The following is a 16,941-nucleotide window of genomic DNA, read 5'->3' on the forward strand; positions in this document are numbered from 1 at the left end:
GCCACAATCATGTGGCTTCAGTGGTATTAGCGATGTAATGTTGGATTGTTGCCAGCAAATTCCCTGTCCCGCAGCATGTATCATTATATCCTTCAGTATGCCGGCGATTAATGACGCGGTCGTGGGGGCATCCACCGTGACAAATAGAAAACCACTGACAATGGTGCATTTTTATCGTCGCCTCTTTTTCCTCATTGATGGCTTGTTGATTATGGGATGAGTGAGCTAAAAGATCGGCTAAGTCAGTATGTAATAATGAACCATAAATACTGTCTTTATCACCGACATATTTATCACAGGGGGAGACATCTCCGTTGGGCTCCAAAGTAATTATCTCTTGTGAACAATTCCCAGACCAATAACAAGCGGCAGTTTTTGTCGCCGGGTTTTTTAGCACTTTGATAAAATCGTCAAAAACAGCGATATGTATCTTATCTTGATAACCTTTAACCCAGAGCGTAAACAGTATGGAGAGAAAGTTAATAAACTCGGCATAACTGATGAAACTGTTGCCGATGTATTCACCTTTAACTAACCGATTGTCAGGCACTATATTGAGGAACTCAATACTGGTTAATTCAATTGAAATAAAGTAATCGAGCATTTCTTTCATATCCGTTTGGTACACATCTCGATCAACAACTATGAGGGCACCATACAATATATTATGTTGCTGTAATTTTTTTATTCCTTTTGCAATACGATCGGAAGTTCCCCTTCCTCGATAGTCAATTCTTCTTTTATCATTCACTGCTGGGACACCATCCAGACTTATTCCGACATTCATTCCAATACCTTGAATAAACTTTAGCCACTCATCTGAAATACTGACTAAGTTTGATTGCATCGTATTCGTAATATATTGTCCCGGCCGTTTAAATTGTTGTTGCAACCAGATCAACTTTTTAAAAAAAGCAGGTTTGAGTAATGTTATTTCACCGCCATGCCATACAAACTCAAATCTATTTACATTAGGAATAGCCAGAATCTGGCGTACACTATGAACTAGTGTATGAAATGAAACCGTTTGGTTGGGGCCTTCGGCCCATGAATGGCAATAGGTACAGCGTAGATTACATAAACGTGTCGCCTTCAATACAATAACCAGTTTTTCTGCTTTGATTGCTTTTGCAGAGATATATTTCTTTATTTCTTGATTGTATATTTCCACCTCATCATTATCTAATATTTGATCGGCAGGGATTTTACCGATCAAATATGCGGATAATGATTTATATTCACAAGTTTCAAGTTTTTTTAAATGTTGAGTGTCTATATCATTAATTTTAATGCAATCAATGTTTTTGACTGGAATTCTATTTTCCATAAAATATTCCTATTTGGTCATGTGAAATTACCATCTTTCATATTGATTACTCTATTTCCGTAAGTGGCTGCTTCAACTGAATGCGTCACCATAATAATAGTGGTGCCTTTTTTATTTATATATTTCAATTGCTGGAGTACAGCATGTGCATTTTTGCTATCTAAATTCCCAGTAGGTTCATCAGCCAAAAGCAATGTGGGTTTAGACACCATCGCCCGGGCGATAGCTACACGCTGCTGTTGACCGCCTGATAATTGCGCAGGCTTATGTTCTCTCCGGTTATCAATACCGAAGAGAGTTAAAATCTGATCGACTCTTTCAATCCGCTCTTTCTTGTTAATACCCCGATATTTAAGGGGTAATGCAATATTATCAAAAATGGATAGATGAGGTATAAGATTAAATGATTGAAAAATATACCCTATCAGAGTTCTTCTCAGAATGATCTTTTGTGAATAACTTAAGTTAGTTATTTCCTCTCCCGCGAGAGTTAGTGAACCACTATCCAAATTATCAAATAGACCAATGATATTGAGCAGTGTTGATTTTCCCGATCCCGATGGTCCCATAATTGAAACGAAATCGCCTTTTTCAACAGAAAAATTCAAATGATTAAGAACCTTAGTCTTTATTGTTTTGGTTATGTAGCATTTTTCAGCATTTTGTATATTTAGCATTTTATTTAAACTCAATGATATCGTATTCATTATTATTGGTTTCAGGAGGCATGACAATATGTTGTCCAGCCGTCAGCCCTGCTGTGATCTCTGTTTTTATGGCACTTCTTCGTTTAATGCTTACTTTGGATTTAATGGCTGTATCTTTTTCTGGTTGGTAAATATAGATAAAATAATCCCCATTTTTGCCAGAGACAATACTTTCTGTCGGAACTAGTAATACGTTATCATTTTCTTCCTGCAATATAATCTGTATTTCAATCGACTGTCCTCTCTTTAACGGAAAAATACTTTCTTGATACGGTACAAGTTTGGCTTTGAACTTACCATTTTCAACAATGGTTGATACCGACTCAATGAGGAGAGGGACATTCTGACCATTTATTTGTGAAACGATATGGCTCTGCGGTATGATTTTATCGAGATAATACTCACTGAAGTAAACATTAAAATAGTATGATTGTAAATTATCTATTATTGCGATTTTTTTACCGGGTTTTATCTGCTGACCTAACTCAATATCCAGAACAGATAATGTTCCATCAATTGGTGCAGTTATTACTAGCTGATCCATACCATCTTCAATCATTCCCATCATTCTCTCTAGTAATGAAATAGAATTCTCTATCTCCTTAAATTGTGATGGAAATGATTTTTTATTTTTATCATTATGTTCCCGCAATATGTCAACTTTTATCTGCCAGTTTCTTAGCATGCCAATTTGGTTTTCTAATTCAGATTTGGCAATCATTGATTTCCTATCTAGTACTTGATGTCTGTCTAATGCTTTAGAAATGACAGCTATTTGATACTCTGCGTCTTGCAAGTTTATTTTTGTGTCTCGATTATCTTGCTCAAGCTGCATTTTTATATTACGCAGGTTATTTATTTTTTCTGCAATATTCGCTATTCTAGATGTTGCTTCTAGCATAAAGTCATAGTTTGATAAATTGGCAATAACATCACCTTTAGCCACAGTATCAAAGGCCTGCTTTGTGATATCTATAACTTTCCCACCGCGTTCACTTGAGATAATTATGCTCTCCTTTGGTACTGTAATTGCCCGTGTAATGAGTAGATCTTGATACGACTCTGGCTTAATTTCATGAAAGATAACATCCTCTCGCGAAACTAGGAGTGCTCGCTGAATTGTTGATAAATAATATACAGAGTAAAGGCTGCCAATAAACAGCATTAGCACGAAAATAATAATTAATTTAGCGCTGTTATTTATATGTTTTTTTGGTTCTATTTTTATATCCATGGGTATTATTTATTTCCAAAAATATTCAATGATTTGCTGCTAAATATGAGTGTGACAACCATGACTGTAATTACACTTAACATGAAAATAATAAGTGCGCTGGTGGCATAAATATAAGAAATACTATTCACTAAGGGGTATTGACTGAGCCAGCGTTGCAATAATAAAAAACTGATAGGAAGTGATATTCCAGCGGCTATCACTATAGGGATTAGGTTTTGTTGTATAAAAAATATAACATTAGTATAAATAGAACCACCTATTGACTCCATTATTTCTAATGTTTTCCCTAGTCGTTTTGTTTCTGAAGTACCAACTATAATGGTGCTGATGAGTATTAATATTACAGAAAGTAAGGTGGCCATATTAATGGTCTCTTTCATAAGTTTGTTATTGTTAAAGTAATCTTGATGTAATTCATTGGCGGATTTTATCTGTTCAGTGCTAACGTTATAGTGTTTTAATATTTTCTCTACAGCAGCGCGATCTGTAATGTTATTTAGCTTGATTGCAGCATAGCGTTGGGCACTGTTCTGAATAAAAATAAGTAACGGAGATGATACATCCTCTCGCTCGGCAAGATGGAAATCATCGATAACTCTAAGGATTCTTACGGTCTGCGGTGTACCGCTTTCGTTAATGTAAAATATGTTATTCAATACCTGATCATAGGAATATAGCCCCATTAATGCCAAAAAAGACTTAGTAGCAATAGCATGGTGCATATTATTACTGGTGCTCGGCAATATTAGATTATTATCACCTGCAAGTGTTTTTATCCCCCATGTATTAATGAAGTGCTTATTTACATTTAGTGTGTTAACCGTAATAAGTTTATCTTTCTCCTGTTGATTGTGGTGAAAAATAGAAATATTTCTTCTCGACATATCAAATGGACGCCAACTGCTCATCGCTATATTTTTGGTGCGAATTTTTTTATTTAATTCATCTTGTAAGCTATTAATCAACACCTGGGATTTAAGGTCATCATTTAATGCAAAAGTCACTACATTATTTTTCTCATAGCCGAAATTATTGTTTTGCATCAAGTATATTTGCGTCATGATACCTGCCCATAAATAAATGATGATGCCAGCAATAATAATTTGCAGACAAAACATAATGCGATGCATATTCTGAGTATGAGTTTGTCGAGCATAAATACTGTCATAATAGATATGGCTAGGGAGTGATAGTGTAAATAAGAATAAAATATGAGCAAGCAAAATGGCAATGTACGTTGCAGCTAAAGTCATAGAAAATGCGGTTAAAAAATCCTGACTACCTTGAGTCAGTATGAGTTCTCTGACGTTATCAGAAAACTGTGTGAGTGATATTAAAATGAAAAGAACCAATAGAAGCATAAATACAGTTTGTAATGTTGCGATGAAAAAAGATTCAATCAGTAGTTGATACAGAGAGGCTCCGACGGCTTTTTTCACATAGAAACTGTTTTTCTTATTGTTGTTAATGACATTATTAATGTTGAAGAAGTTCATGGTCGTGGTTAAAAAAACAAACAAACCTGTAGCGTATAAAATATTTAAATATGCGCTTGACACAACGGAACTCATTTCATCGGGGAGTGCATTGTCATAATGGATATCAGTGATATTGCGGACTGATAATTGAATGAACTCTTCAGGGCTAAAGGGTGCACCAGGAAGTTGGGGGGCATGTTGGCTAATGTGTGAATTCAATTGTTTAATATTAGGCTTTATTCCCGATTCCATAGTGATAAAAACGTAGGCGTGCGTGTCATACCAATCGTGCCTTTTATCATGGTAGTTCTCTATTATGTCAGGAGACAATGTGACGAAAGCTCCGGTTTTAAAGCGACTGGATTTATCAAGTTCAACCATATCTTTAATAATGAATTGTCCTTTATCTCCGAGTGTAATGACGTGGCCCTGCGGAGTATCTAAATGAAGATATCGATGGTTGAACTCGGGGGTGATAATAATTTCGTTATGTGCCAAGTGAGAGGGCTTTTGTCGAAAAGGGTTTACGGCATCAAAAAAATCAGTGCTAACTGCATAGATATCTACATCAGAATATGTCTTATCGTTAACCTGCAAGTGAGTAACAATACGAACCATAGAATCCACGCGTTTGATATTTTTATCATTCTTTAAAACGGAAGTCAGCGGTAAGGGGGATTGTGCTGATTTTACTTCATCACCATTGGGCAGGTTAAACTGTGTTTCTATCCGATAAATATCATTGTAATTGTTATGTTGTTTTTCAATGCGATCATCCGTTAAATAAAGAAGTAAAACTAAGAACGAGGAGATTAATCCAATGGCTGTTACTATTATGGCTAACAGGCTTGATAATGGACTTATTTTCAAATCATTGAAAAATTCACTTGTCAGCATATGGAAGTATCTCACTTGTTTTAATGAAATTTAGTGATGTTATTTCTTTAAATTATTTATTTTAATTATCGTATCAACACTAAAATATATTATATTTCTATTGCAATGCTGAAAATATACTGAGTAACAGTTAGGATTAAGATGTTAATGAAACACCTTAATCCAATATATTAAAAAATGTCATTGATTAACTTATTGTTGAGTAAAGCTTTTTGACCAATTCCATGCGGTTATTTTGGTATTGGTTCCGTTGTTTTTTAAATTTTCTATTTCATGGTCATTTATAGAGAGCGAATTATTTTCAAATGATGCTTCTAATGACGCTAACTTGGTTCTCAACATCATTAAATTTGTCTTGTTTGTTTTTCCGTCAGTTTGGTGTGAAATATGCATATAATTCTCCATTTAAATAATATCCTTTAGATGTTACTGAAGCTTGGTAAGTGTTCAGCCATTTATTTGTAATTCTTTTTTTGGACTTTATCAATGTTTTTTATTTCTGATTGTCACATAGCCTCTAATTAATTTTATTGTTATTTAAATTATTTTTTAGAACTAAATGTAACGATGATGATGATAAGTTTTTTATCAAATAAAAAGCCCCAAAAGGGGCTGGTAATATTTATTATTGATAATTTAGTTAGTTGCGACAGTTACGGGTGTAAATATTCCGCATGGAAGCGCAAGTGATCCTCAATAAAAGTCGCTATGGTGAAATAGCTATGATCATAACCAGGTTGAATACGCAGAGTCAGCGGCCAGTCACGTTGACGCGCGAGTTCAGCCAGTTTTGCTGGCTGCAACTGGTCAGCCAGGAACTGATCACCATCACCTTGATCAACCAACATGGGTAATGTGGTTTGGGCATGAGTAAGTAAATGGCAACTATCATATTGCAGCCATTGGCTTTCATCCGCACCTAAATATGCTGTAAAGGCTTTGCGGCCCCAAGGGACTTGGCACGGATTGACGATCGGTGCGAAAGCAGAAGCAGATTTATACTGACCAGGATTGCGTAAGGCGAGCATTAGTGCTCCATGGCCCCCCATTGAGTGACCACAGATAGATTGATGCTCTTGGTTAACACTAAAATGCTGGCGGATTAGCGCTGGTAGCTCTTGGCTAATGTAATCGTACATTCGAAAATGCTCTGACCAAGGCGCTTGCGTTGCATTTAGATAAAAACCAGCGCCTTGCCCCAAATCATAGCTATCATCATTGGGCACTTCATCACCACGTGGGCTGGTATCGGGCATCACCAATACCAATCCGAGTTCGGCAGCAACTCTTTGTGCGCCTGCTTTCAGGGTGAAATTTTCATCATTACATGTCAGCCCTGAAAGCCAATAAAGCACGGGAGGAGGATTATCATCCCGTGGCGGTGGCAGATAGATGCTGAAAGTCATATTACAATTCAGGCTGCTGGCGGCGTGGCGGTAGCGTTGCTGCCACCCACCAAACATCCGGTGCTCTTCGAGAAGTTCAAGTGACGTATTCATGCGTTGTCTGCCTCCTTGCCTTATTTATCTTGTGAAGGTTTATCGAAATGAATCACGGTGCGGATGGATTTGCCTTCATGCATTAAATCAAAGGCTTCATTGATTTGATCCAGACCCATGGTATGAGTGATAAAATCATTCAGAGCGAATTTACCGTCCAGATATTGCTGCACAATGCCGGGTAATTCTGAGCGACCTTTCACCCCACCAAATGCAGAACCACGCCAGACTCGGCCGGTTACCAACTGGAATGGACGGGTTGAGATCTCTTCGCCGGCACCGGCAACACCAATAATCACGGATTCACCCCAACCTTTGTGGCAGCATTCTAAAGCTGAACGCATGACATTGACGTTACCAATGCATTCAAATGAGAAATCTACGCCACCGTCGGTCAGCTCAACAATCACATCTTGGATAGGTTTATCATAATCTTTCGGGTTGATCAGATCAGTTGCCCCCAGTTTGCGTGCCAGCTCGAATTTACTGGTATTTAGGTCGATGCCGATAATTCGGCTGGCTCCAGCCATCTGTGCACCGATGACGGCAGACAAGCCAATTCCCCCCAAACCGAAAATGGCTACAGTATCGCCGGGTTTGACTTTGGCAGTATTGATAACCGCACCCATACCAGTGGTGACACCGCAGCCCAGCAGACAAACTTCCTCTAATGGTGCTTCTTTATTGATTTTTGCCAGTGATATTTCTGGCACAACAGTCAATTCAGAGAATGTTGAAGTCCCCATATAATGGAAGATAGGTTGACCATTTTTTGAAAAACGGGTGGTGCCATCTGGCATCAAGCCTTTGCCTTGGGTACTGCGGATTGCCTGACATAAATTGGTTTTGCCTGAGCGGCAGAATTTACACTCGCCACATTCTGGGGTGTATAGCGGAATGACATGGTCACCCACAGCAACGCTGGTAACACCTTCACCAATAGCTTCCACAATCCCGCCGCCTTCATGACCAAGGATGGCCGGGAATACCCCTTCAGGATCTTTGCCTGACAGAGTATAGGCATCAGTGTGGCATACCCCACTGGCGACAATCCGTACGAGCACTTCGCCTTTTTGTGGTGGCATCAAATCCACTTCTTCAACGGATAGTGGCTGGTTTGGCCCCCATGCGACTGCGGCGCGGGTTTTAATCATCTCCATGGTGTTGCTCCTATAGCTTCTGTGTAATGAGTGTTATATAAATATATTCTTTATGTATCATATATGTTGCATGTGGCTGTTCGTGATGATAGCCCATGATCATTGTATGAATTATGACCGTAAACTGGGGTTGTGCTTGCTCAATTACGGCATTTCCGTCTGTTCAATGATCAGTTCTTTGAGTGCGCGGACATTAGGGCTAAAGGCATCTTTGCGCCAAATCAACCAAGTCGAAGTGTTGGCGATATCAGGTGGCAGCAAATGAACTTGTACCCGCTCATGCCCTGGTAGCAAAGCCAATACCGAGTGTGGAATTAGCGCTAACCCAGCACCGCTGGCCACGCAGGCCAGCATGGCATGGTAGGACTGAATTTCCATGATTTGCCCAGGTAGTGCGCCAGCTTGACGGAACCAACTCTCCAGTTGCAGCCGGTATGAGCAACTGGGGCGAAAAGCAAACAGTGTTTCGTCCACGGCGTCTTGGGCTTGTTCAATAGGGTGGTGATCAACACAGGAAATGATCACTAATTTTTCGTCGAAGGAGCGGCAGCCGTGCAGCTCATCATGCTGTACCGGGCCATCGACCAGCGCGGTTGCGAGTGTACCCGCCCGCACTTGTTCAATGATCTCGCCGGAAGTGCCGGTGGTCAGTGACAAGGCAACTTTAGGGTAGCGCTGGTGATAAGACGCCAGCAAGCTGGGTAAGCGAGTGGCCGCAGTACTCTCCATTGAACCGAGTGGGAAATGGCCCGCGGGTTCACCAGCATGGGTAATGCGCATTGCCTCTTCACTCAGTGCCAGAATTCGGTTGGCGTAGCAGAGAAAATTATGGCCCATAGGCGACAGACGCAGGCGCTGTTTTTCACGGATAAACAGATCAGCCCCTAGCTCAATTTCAAGCTGGCGTAAGCGTGTCGTCAAGTTTGAAGGGACGCGGTGCATTTGCTCCGCTGCTCGGGCAACGGAACCGGTTTCTGCCACGCAGCAAAACATGCGTAGCTGGGTCAGATCCATGAGTGTTCTCTTTTTGTGATGAACTTAGTGAGTATTATTCATTTTTTGTGATTCTAATGCTCAGGCATGATATTGGCAACTTTCTTTTAACAGACTGGCAGATCAATTCACTGGCAGAGCAATATAGGGTAGGGCGGATGGCACTAAGAATTGCATTAAGTGGTTTCTTGGCATTAGTGGTTGCGATGGGAATTGGTCGCTTTGCTTTTACCCCACAAGTGCCTCTTATGATTGCGGAACACCAATTTACACTAACAGGTGCGGGGCTGGTGGCGGCGTTTAACTACTTGGGTTATCTGTTCGGTGCCTTTGATGCTATGCGTGCCAGTCGCCATGTTGAGCGCCGTTTATGGCTGGGATTATGGGGGGCGGTGACTCTAACGCTGCTATCAGCTATCGTCGATGGCCCGTGGTGGCATGGTCTGGTGCGTTTTGTGATTGGTTGGGCCAGCGGTTGGTCAATGGTGCTAATTGCTGCTTGGACGAATGAACGACTGGCGCATTTTGGTCGCCCGGCATTGAGTGCGGCGGTATTTGCCGGGCCAGGGGCGGGGATATTCATCAGCGGTATGCTGGCCGTCCTAATCCATAGCTATGAATTATCTGCTGCTGAAGCCTGGCTAGTGTATGGCGGATTGGCACTGATTATTATTGCGACGATCAGTATTAATCTGCCGCGGAGTGGGGAGCTTCACCGTCCACATATTGCCGCTGTTCCACTGACCTTAACTCCGGCATTGAAACGCTTGGTATGGAGCTACAGTTTGGCGGGGTTTGGCTATATTTTACCCGCGACGTTTTTATCGCAAATGGCTACCTCTCGGTTTCCAGATAGCCTTTTCGCCCAATTTGTCTGGCCTGTTTTTGGCGGTGCAGCCGTGATTGGTATCATCATCGGTATTCTGACGCGCCATTGCCTGACTTCCCAAACTCGGCTGGCATTGACACTTTGGATTCAGGCTTTAGGGGTGCTGTGTGCCGAATGGGTACCGGGCGTGAGTGGGTTAGCATTAGGTGCATTACTTACCGGCGGCGGATTCCTCAGTGTTGTTCAACTTTCACTGCAACATGGCCGCGAACTGGCACCGGAACACACTCGCTATATGGCCGGTTTGCTGACCACCGGCTATGCTATCGGGCAACTGGTTGGTCCAATATTGTCTGCAATATCAACAGCATTAACCCACCGGCTAGAGCCTGCACTCTATGTGGCTGTCATCGCGCTGATTATTGCGGGCGGATTAGTGATTAAAACCCCAGCCCGCGCTCGGGAAACTGTCACGAATTGAATGTTTGTCAGGTGCTGGCAGAGATGCAGCTCTTTCATCATGATATAAAGAACAATCACAGATGAATAACAATCACTGGATAATCATTTTGCTCTCCACTAAAGTGGGGAGCAAAATCTGAACGTGATCTGCATCATGTTTATCCCGCTCAGATACGTACGCCTGTTGGAGAGAAAAATGTCATCGCTGAGTAAAGAAGCTGAGCTGGTTCATGAAGCATTGCTGGCCCGTGGACTCGAAACCCCATTGCGCAAACAAGAACTAGACGCCGAAACGCGCAAGACCCGGATTCAGGAACATATGACGCAAGTCATGCAATTGCTGAATCTTGATTTATCTGACGATAGTCTGGCGGATACGCCAAGACGTATCGCCAAGATGTATGTTGATGAGATTTTCTCCGGACTGGATTACGAAAATTTCCCTAAAATCACCTTGATCGAAAATAAAATGAAGGTCGATGAGATGGTCACTGTGCGGGATATCACCTTGACCAGCACCTGCGAACATCATTTTGTGACCATCGATGGTAAAGCAACGGTGGCATATATTCCGAAAGATAGCGTGATTGGTTTGTCCAAAATTAACCGTATTGTGCAGTTTTTCGCCCAGCGTCCACAAGTACAAGAGCGACTGACACAGCAAATCTTGCTGGCGTTGCAGACTTTGTTGGGGACTAATAATGTCGCAGTTTCTATTGATGCTGTGCATTATTGCGTAAAGGCGCGTGGTATCCGTGATGCTACCAGCGCCACCACCACAACATCACTGGGTGGATTATTCAAATCCAGCCAAAATACTCGCCAGGAATTCCTGCGTGCAGTACGCCACAACGGCTAATTAATCTTTTGTCAGAATGGGCACCATTGGGTGCTCCAAAACAGGATGTCGGGTATGCGTCAACGCATCGCAACGCTAGACAGTGCGCGAGGTCTGGCCATTCTTGGCATTCTTCTGCTCAATATCAGTGCTTTCGGCCTACCAAAAGCAGCTTACCTTAATCCTGCCTACCTTGGTCTCCCCTCCGTGTCTGATACTTGGACATGGGCCATCCTTGATATCGTCGCGCAAGCAAAGTTCCTGTCTATTTTTGCTATTTTATTTGGGGCGGGCCTTGAACTGCTACTTAAACGGGGTAAAAGCTGGATACGGGCGCGGCTTTCTCTGCTGCTATTACTGGGATTAATTCACGGCATCTTCTTTTGGGATGGGGATATTCTACTAGCCTATGGTTTGATTGGGCTGGTGTGCTGGCGAATGATTCGTGATGCTAAAGATGCTGCCAGTTTATTGCGCACAGGGGTTGTGATGTATTTGCTGGGCGTCGCGGTATTATTACTGCTGGGGTTTATTACCAGTGGGGAACCGGGGCGTTTTTGGCAACCGGGGCCTGCGGATTTGCAATATGAACAATTTTGGAAGTTGCAGGGCGGAGTGGAAGCCTGGAAAAACCGGCTTGATCTGTTGTCCTCCAATTTGATTGCTATCGGTGCGCAATATGGCTGGGAACTGGCGGGATCGATGCTTTTTGGCGCAGGGTTAATGCGTTGCGGTTGGTTACGGGGCGAGTTTAGCTTACGCCATTACCGGCTTCTCGCTGCATGTCTGATACCGCTTTCATTAGTTATCCAAATACCCGGTGTGGTGATGCAATGGCTGGTGGGATGGGATTTCCGCTGGACAGGTTTCTTGTTACAAGTTCCCCGTGAGTTAGGTGCCCCGTTGCAGGCCGTGGGATATCTCGCTCTATTGTATGGTTTTTGGCCGACACTCTCGGGCTGGCGAATCAGCCACTGGTTGGCACAGGTTGGCCGCATGGCATTAAGCAATTATTTACTACAGACATTACTCTGTACATTGCTGTTCTATCACTTCGGTTTATACCAACAACTTGATCGCGTGCAATTGCTCGCTGTCGTTCCATTGGTCTGGCTGTGCAATATTCTTTTCTCCTTGTTATGGCTGCACTATTTTGCCCAAGGGCCAGTTGAGTGGCTATGGCGCAAATTGACAGCTTATGCCTGCGGTCAATCGTTACAACCACGCAACACTAAGCCGTGAATATGCCAGCAAAGTCAAAATGAGTGGGCGGTTGCAAATTTGTATGTAAACGTTTTCTTTCTTGTGACGTATTTCACGTGGCAATTTCAACAAACTGGGTAGGATAGGCCACCTGCCATGCTCGGTTGTTCGCTCCGTAGCATGGCGACTTATTTTTCACAGGATAAGCCATGGCCGCTCTGCATTCAGTTAGAAACAATATCACCATTCGCGATGTGGCTTCACGGGCGGGCGTTTCGCTGGCTACCGTATCCAGAGTCCTTAATAACAGTGCCGCTATCCGGCCAGAAACCCGCGCAGCTGTCTTGAAAGCTGTGTCAGAACTGGGCTACCGGCCCAATGCCAATGCGCAAGCACTCGCCACGCAAAGCAGTGATACTGTCGGTGTCGTCGTCATGGATGTCTCAGATCCCTTTTTTGGTGCACTAGTGAAAGCGGTGGACACTGTTGCCCAGCAGCATCAGAAATATGTGTTGATTGGCAATAGTTACCATCAGGCTGATAAAGAACGTCATGCCATTGAAGTGTTGCTCCGTCAACGCTGTAACGCCTTGGTTGTTCATGCTAAGGCATTGAGTAACGGCGAGTTAATCACTTTTTTAGAGCAAGTTCCTGGTATGGTCCTGATTAATCGGATTATTCCCGGTTTTGAGCATCGCTGCGTAGGATTAGACAATGTTAGCGGTGCGCAAATGGCGTGTCGCTTGTTACTGAAACAGGATCATCAACGCATTGGTTTCCTCGGTTCTAACCACCCCATTGATGATGTTCTTCAGCGCCAAACTGGCTACTTAAATGCGCTTGAAGGTGCCGGTATCACTGCCCCGGAGAGTTGGCGAGCCTACGGTTCTCCAGACTTGGCCGGAGGCGAACGGGCGATGATTGACTTGCTAGGGCGTAATTTACAACTCAGTGCTGTGTTTGCTTACAACGATTCAATGGCTGCAGGTGCATTAGCCGTATTGAAAGAAAACGGTATCAGCGTTCCTGAGCAGTTTTCGCTGGTGGGCTTTGACGATATCCCGATAGCACGTTATACCAGCCCAAAACTGACGACAGTCCGTTATCCTATTGTTTCTATGGCAACTTTAGCTACCGAGCTAGCGCTTGAAGGGGCCAGCCGTGCAACGGACCCTCACGCCACTTATTGTTTTACTCCCACCTTGGTGCCACGACATTCTGTCGCAATTTGTGGTGTTGCTCACTAGTTGGGGATTTATTCTTGTGTAACCGTTTTCAATCTGTGAGAAAATTCACAGATTCTTAACAACGGGACGTCTATGCTCTAGTGGTTTTCTACCTGAATGTATCAATATGTCATCAGTTACCGGATAAAAAAATACACGGTAGCGGGTTTTTAGAATAGCGATTTACAAACACGAGTTCCGCAGACGAGGAGTTTGTAAATGACATGGTTTTTGACGACTCAGGCTGCTTTTCGGAGTGGAGTGTGCTCAAGGACGATAGATATTCAGTGTCAGCTGCTTTGAACGATGGGGTTTTCTCACGTTAAGGCGATGGTGTTATCACCCTGTACTACCCTACATAAACCCGGAGATACAAATGAATAAGAAGGTTTTCACATTAGCGACTCTGGTTGCCAGCATGATGTTCGGCGCGGCGGCTCAAGCTGATACCCGTATTGGTGTCACTATTTATAAGTATGATGACAACTTTATGTCCGTGGTCCGTAAAGCTATCGAGAAAGATGCTAAAGCATCTCCTGACGTTACCTTACTGATGAACGACTCGCAGAATGACCAATCCAAGCAAAACGACCAAATCGACGTGTTGCTGGCGAAAGGCGTAAAAGCACTGGCGATCAACTTGGTTGACCCAGCCGCAGCGCCAGTGGTTATTGATAAAGCGCGTGCCAATGATGTGCCAATTGTTTTCTATAACAAAGAGCCTTCACGCAAAGCACTGGATAGCTACGACAAAGCATATTATGTAGGGACTGACTCTAAAGAATCTGGCGTGATTCAGGGTGAGCTGATTGCCAAACACTGGCAAGCCAACCCTGCTTGGGATCTGAACAAAGATGGCAAAATTCAATTTGTGTTGCTGAAAGGCGAGCCGGGCCATCCAGATGCTGAAGCTCGTACCACTTACGTCATTAAAACGCTGAATGAAAAAGGTCTGCCAACACAGCAACTGCAATTAGATACTGCCATGTGGGATACCGCTCAGGCTAAAGACAAAATGGATGCCTGGTTATCTGGCCCTAATGCAAACAAAATTGAAGTGGTTATCGCCAACAACGATGCGATGGCAATGGGGGCAGTAGAAGCATTGAAAGCGCATAACAAAACTAGCATTCCAGTCTTTGGTGTTGATGCCCTGCCAGAAGCATTGGCGATGGTGAAATCAGGTCAAATGGCCGGTACTGTTCTGAATGATGCGAACAATCAGGCGAAAGCAACCTTTGATCTGGCTAAAAACCTGGCTGCGGGCAAACCTGCCGCTGAAGGGACTACTTGGAAAATCGACAACAAAATTGTACGTATCCCGTATGTAGGTGTTGATAAAGATAATCTGGCTGAATTTACCAAGTAACAGTCAGCACCGGTAATAGGTGGCTAAACGTAAAGAAGTAACTATTAACCTTCTGGCCCAATAGTGGATAACCAGTAGCGGGGCGGAAGGTTTTTTTGCATTAATCCTTATTTTAGAGTGTGCGCTGTTCGGTGGATAGAATATATCTCGCGGAAAAGTCGCGCTTCTTAGCCAGGTACAACTATGGCCGATATTAATACAGCACAACCCCGTGAGTGGTTGCTGGAAATGAGTAATATCAATAAATCATTTCCAGGCGTAAAGGCGTTAGATAACGTAAATCTTAAAGTGCGACCAAATTCTATTCATGCGTTAATGGGAGAAAATGGAGCAGGTAAGTCAACGCTATTAAAATGTCTGTTTGGTATCTATAAAAAAGACTCCGGGAGCATTCTCTTTCAGGGGCAAGAAATAGAATTTAAAAGTTCTAAAGAAGCATTAGAACATGGCGTGTCTATGGTGCATCAGGAATTAAATCTGGTGTTACAGCGTACCGTCATGGACAACATGTGGTTGGGGCGTTATCCCACGAAAGGTTTCTTTGTCGATCAGGATAAAATGTACAAAGACACCAAGGCTATCTTTGATGAATTAGATATTGATATAGACCCACGAGATAAAGTTGCCACTTTATCCGTATCGCAAATGCAAATGATCGAGATTGCCAAAGCATTCTCATATAACGCCAAAATCGTTATTATGGATGAGCCGACTTCTTCATTAACTGAGAAAGAAGTTAATCATCTATTTACCATTATCCGTAAATTAAAAGAGCGTGGTTGCGGAATTGTTTATATCTCCCACAAGATGGAAGAGATATTTCAACTGTGCGATGAAATCACTATTTTGCGCGATGGCCAATGGATAGCAACTCAGCCGCTGGAAGGGCTGACGATGGATCAAATCATCTCAATGATGGTGGGACGTTCATTGAGTCAGCGCTTCCCTGACCGCCTAAATAAACCTGGTGAAGTTATTCTGGAAGTGAAAAACCTCACTTCACTGCGCCAACCCTCTATTCGTGATGTCTCCTTTGATTTGCATAAAGGTGAGATTTTAGGGATTGCCGGATTGGTGGGAGCCAAACGGACCGATATCGTTGAAACTTTATTTGGTATTCGTGAAAAAGTCGCTGGCACCATTAAGCTACATGGTAAGAATATTAATAACCACAGTGCCAATGAAGCCATTAATCATGGTTTTGCATTGGTGACGGAAGAGCGTCGTTCCACTGGGATTTATGCTTATCTTGATGTTGGTTTTAACTCCCTGATATCGAATATCCGCAACTATAAAAATAAATTTGGGCTGCTGGACAATACACGCATGAAAAGTGATACCCAATGGGTTATCGATGCAATGCGGGTAAAAACCCCCGGTCACCGTACCAGTATCGGTTCATTATCTGGTGGTAATCAGCAGAAAGTTATTATTGGCCGTTGGCTACTGACTCAGCCAGAAATATTAATGTTGGATGAGCCGACTCGGGGTATTGATGTCGGTGCTAAGTTTGAAATCTATCAGTTAATGACTGAATTAGCGAAGAAAGACAAAGGAATTATTATAATTTCCTCTGAAATGCCTGAGCTATTAGGGATCACTGACAGAATTTTGGTAATGAGTAATGGTCAGGTTGCGGGCATTGTTGAAACCAAAAAAGCCACGCAGAATGAAATATTACGTCTTGCATCCTTGCATCTCTAATCTAGTCGAAGG

At 42.8% G+C, this 16,941-nt stretch carries 14 protein-coding genes; 6 read left to right on the top strand and 8 right to left on the bottom strand.

From position 1 onward, the window contains the following. Positions 1–7 precede the first annotated feature (7 nt). The 8 genes from darE to ptrR form a co-directional block, all read right to left on the bottom strand. On the bottom strand, positions 8–1,327 hold the full coding sequence (darE, locus tag HUZ92_RS14945) for a darobactin maturation radical SAM/SPASM protein DarE (protein WP_050295457.1): 1,320 nt from the start codon (positions 1,325–1,327) through the stop codon (positions 8–10). 17 nt (positions 1,328–1,344) lie between these two features. After that, positions 1,345–2,004, bottom strand: a complete 660-nt coding sequence (gene darD / locus HUZ92_RS14950; RefSeq protein ID WP_145579905.1) for a darobactin export ABC transporter ATP-binding protein — start codon at positions 2,002–2,004, stop codon at positions 1,345–1,347. Between the two features lies 1 nt (position 2,005). Continuing rightward, entirely contained in the window at positions 2,006–3,268 is a 1,263-nt protein-coding gene (darC, locus tag HUZ92_RS14955) for a darobactin export ABC transporter periplasmic adaptor subunit (protein WP_145579894.1), read from the bottom strand. A 5-nt stretch (positions 3,269–3,273) separates the two neighbouring features. Then, positions 3,274–5,646, bottom strand: a complete 2,373-nt coding sequence (gene darB / locus HUZ92_RS14960) for a darobactin export ABC transporter permease subunit (protein ID WP_145579893.1) — start codon at positions 5,644–5,646, stop codon at positions 3,274–3,276. Between the two features lie 192 nt (positions 5,647–5,838). Continuing rightward, positions 5,839–6,039, bottom strand: a complete 201-nt coding sequence (gene darA, locus HUZ92_RS14965) for a darobactin family peptide antibiotic (RefSeq protein WP_072086597.1) — start codon at positions 6,037–6,039, stop codon at positions 5,839–5,841. 260 nt (positions 6,040–6,299) lie between these two features. Beyond that, positions 6,300–7,145, bottom strand: a complete 846-nt coding sequence (fghA, locus tag HUZ92_RS14970; RefSeq protein WP_050098707.1) for an S-formylglutathione hydrolase — start codon at positions 7,143–7,145, stop codon at positions 6,300–6,302. A gap of 20 nt (positions 7,146–7,165) precedes the next feature. Then, the gene (locus HUZ92_RS14975; protein ID WP_050098706.1) at positions 7,166–8,305 is read right to left on the bottom strand and encodes an S-(hydroxymethyl)glutathione dehydrogenase/class III alcohol dehydrogenase; all 1,140 of its coding nucleotides are present in this window, start codon (positions 8,303–8,305) and stop codon (positions 7,166–7,168) included. A 144-nt stretch (positions 8,306–8,449) separates the two neighbouring features. After that, positions 8,450–9,319: a putrescine utilization regulator PtrR gene (gene ptrR, locus HUZ92_RS14980; protein ID WP_145579892.1), complete on the bottom strand. Its 870-nt coding sequence runs from the start codon at positions 9,317–9,319 to the stop codon at positions 8,450–8,452. Positions 9,320–9,456: 137 nt separating this feature from the next. Between ptrR and HUZ92_RS14985 the strand changes: the two genes are divergently transcribed. The 6 genes from HUZ92_RS14985 (at position 9,457) to mglA (ending at position 16,929) form a co-directional block, all read left to right on the top strand. Further along, entirely contained in the window at positions 9,457–10,608 is a 1,152-nt protein-coding gene (locus HUZ92_RS14985) for a YbfB/YjiJ family MFS transporter (RefSeq protein WP_128451752.1), read from the top strand. A gap of 177 nt (positions 10,609–10,785) precedes the next feature. Further along, positions 10,786–11,448: a GTP cyclohydrolase I FolE gene (folE, locus tag HUZ92_RS14990; protein ID WP_004709152.1), complete on the top strand. Its 663-nt coding sequence runs from the start codon at positions 10,786–10,788 to the stop codon at positions 11,446–11,448. Positions 11,449–11,502: 54 nt separating this feature from the next. After that, entirely contained in the window at positions 11,503–12,669 is a 1,167-nt protein-coding gene (yeiB, locus tag HUZ92_RS14995; RefSeq protein ID WP_050098698.1) for a DUF418 domain-containing protein YeiB, read from the top strand. A gap of 170 nt (positions 12,670–12,839) precedes the next feature. Further along, positions 12,840–13,877 carry an HTH-type transcriptional regulator GalS gene (gene galS / locus HUZ92_RS15000; protein ID WP_145579891.1) on the top strand — a complete coding sequence of 346 codons (1,038 nt, stop codon included), beginning with the start codon at positions 12,840–12,842 and terminating at the stop codon, positions 13,875–13,877. A gap of 355 nt (positions 13,878–14,232) precedes the next feature. Continuing rightward, the gene (gene mglB, locus HUZ92_RS15005) at positions 14,233–15,225 is read left to right on the top strand and encodes a galactose/glucose ABC transporter substrate-binding protein MglB (protein WP_050098694.1); all 993 of its coding nucleotides are present in this window, start codon (positions 14,233–14,235) and stop codon (positions 15,223–15,225) included. A 183-nt stretch (positions 15,226–15,408) separates the two neighbouring features. Next, on the top strand, positions 15,409–16,929 hold the full coding sequence (mglA, locus tag HUZ92_RS15010) for a galactose/methyl galactoside ABC transporter ATP-binding protein MglA (RefSeq protein ID WP_050140985.1): 1,521 nt from the start codon (positions 15,409–15,411) through the stop codon (positions 16,927–16,929). Positions 16,930–16,941: the final 12 nt, after the last annotated feature.

This window comes from Yersinia vastinensis (assembly GCF_902726565.1).
Taxonomy (GTDB): domain Bacteria; phylum Pseudomonadota; class Gammaproteobacteria; order Enterobacterales; family Enterobacteriaceae; genus Yersinia; species Yersinia vastinensis.

What these genes read in the sequence shown, in the direction of transcription:
- darA (WP_072086597.1), bottom strand. Translation starts at nt 6,039, where the DNA reads ATGCATATTTCACACCAAACTGACGGAAAAACAAACAAGACAAATTTA.
- darD (WP_145579905.1), bottom strand. Translation starts at nt 2,004, where the DNA reads ATGCTAAATATACAAAATGCTGAAAAATGCTACATAACCAAAACAATA.
- mglA (WP_050140985.1), top strand. Translation starts at nt 15,409, where the DNA reads ATGGCCGATATTAATACAGCACAACCCCGTGAGTGGTTGCTGGAAATG.
- fghA (WP_050098707.1), bottom strand. Translation starts at nt 7,145, where the DNA reads ATGAATACGTCACTTGAACTTCTCGAAGAGCACCGGATGTTTGGTGGG.
- HUZ92_RS14985 (WP_128451752.1), top strand. Translation starts at nt 9,457, where the DNA reads ATGGCACTAAGAATTGCATTAAGTGGTTTCTTGGCATTAGTGGTTGCG.
- HUZ92_RS14975 (WP_050098706.1), bottom strand. Translation starts at nt 8,305, where the DNA reads ATGGAGATGATTAAAACCCGCGCCGCAGTCGCATGGGGGCCAAACCAG.
- mglB (WP_050098694.1), top strand. Translation starts at nt 14,233, where the DNA reads ATGAATAAGAAGGTTTTCACATTAGCGACTCTGGTTGCCAGCATGATG.
- darB (WP_145579893.1), bottom strand. Translation starts at nt 5,646, where the DNA reads ATGCTGACAAGTGAATTTTTCAATGATTTGAAAATAAGTCCATTATCA.
- darE (WP_050295457.1), bottom strand. Translation starts at nt 1,327, where the DNA reads ATGGAAAATAGAATTCCAGTCAAAAACATTGATTGCATTAAAATTAAT.
- folE (WP_004709152.1), top strand. Translation starts at nt 10,786, where the DNA reads ATGTCATCGCTGAGTAAAGAAGCTGAGCTGGTTCATGAAGCATTGCTG.
- darC (WP_145579894.1), bottom strand. Translation starts at nt 3,268, where the DNA reads ATGGATATAAAAATAGAACCAAAAAAACATATAAATAACAGCGCTAAA.
- yeiB (WP_050098698.1), top strand. Translation starts at nt 11,503, where the DNA reads ATGCGTCAACGCATCGCAACGCTAGACAGTGCGCGAGGTCTGGCCATT.
- galS (WP_145579891.1), top strand. Translation starts at nt 12,840, where the DNA reads ATGGCCGCTCTGCATTCAGTTAGAAACAATATCACCATTCGCGATGTG.
- ptrR (WP_145579892.1), bottom strand. Translation starts at nt 9,319, where the DNA reads ATGGATCTGACCCAGCTACGCATGTTTTGCTGCGTGGCAGAAACCGGT.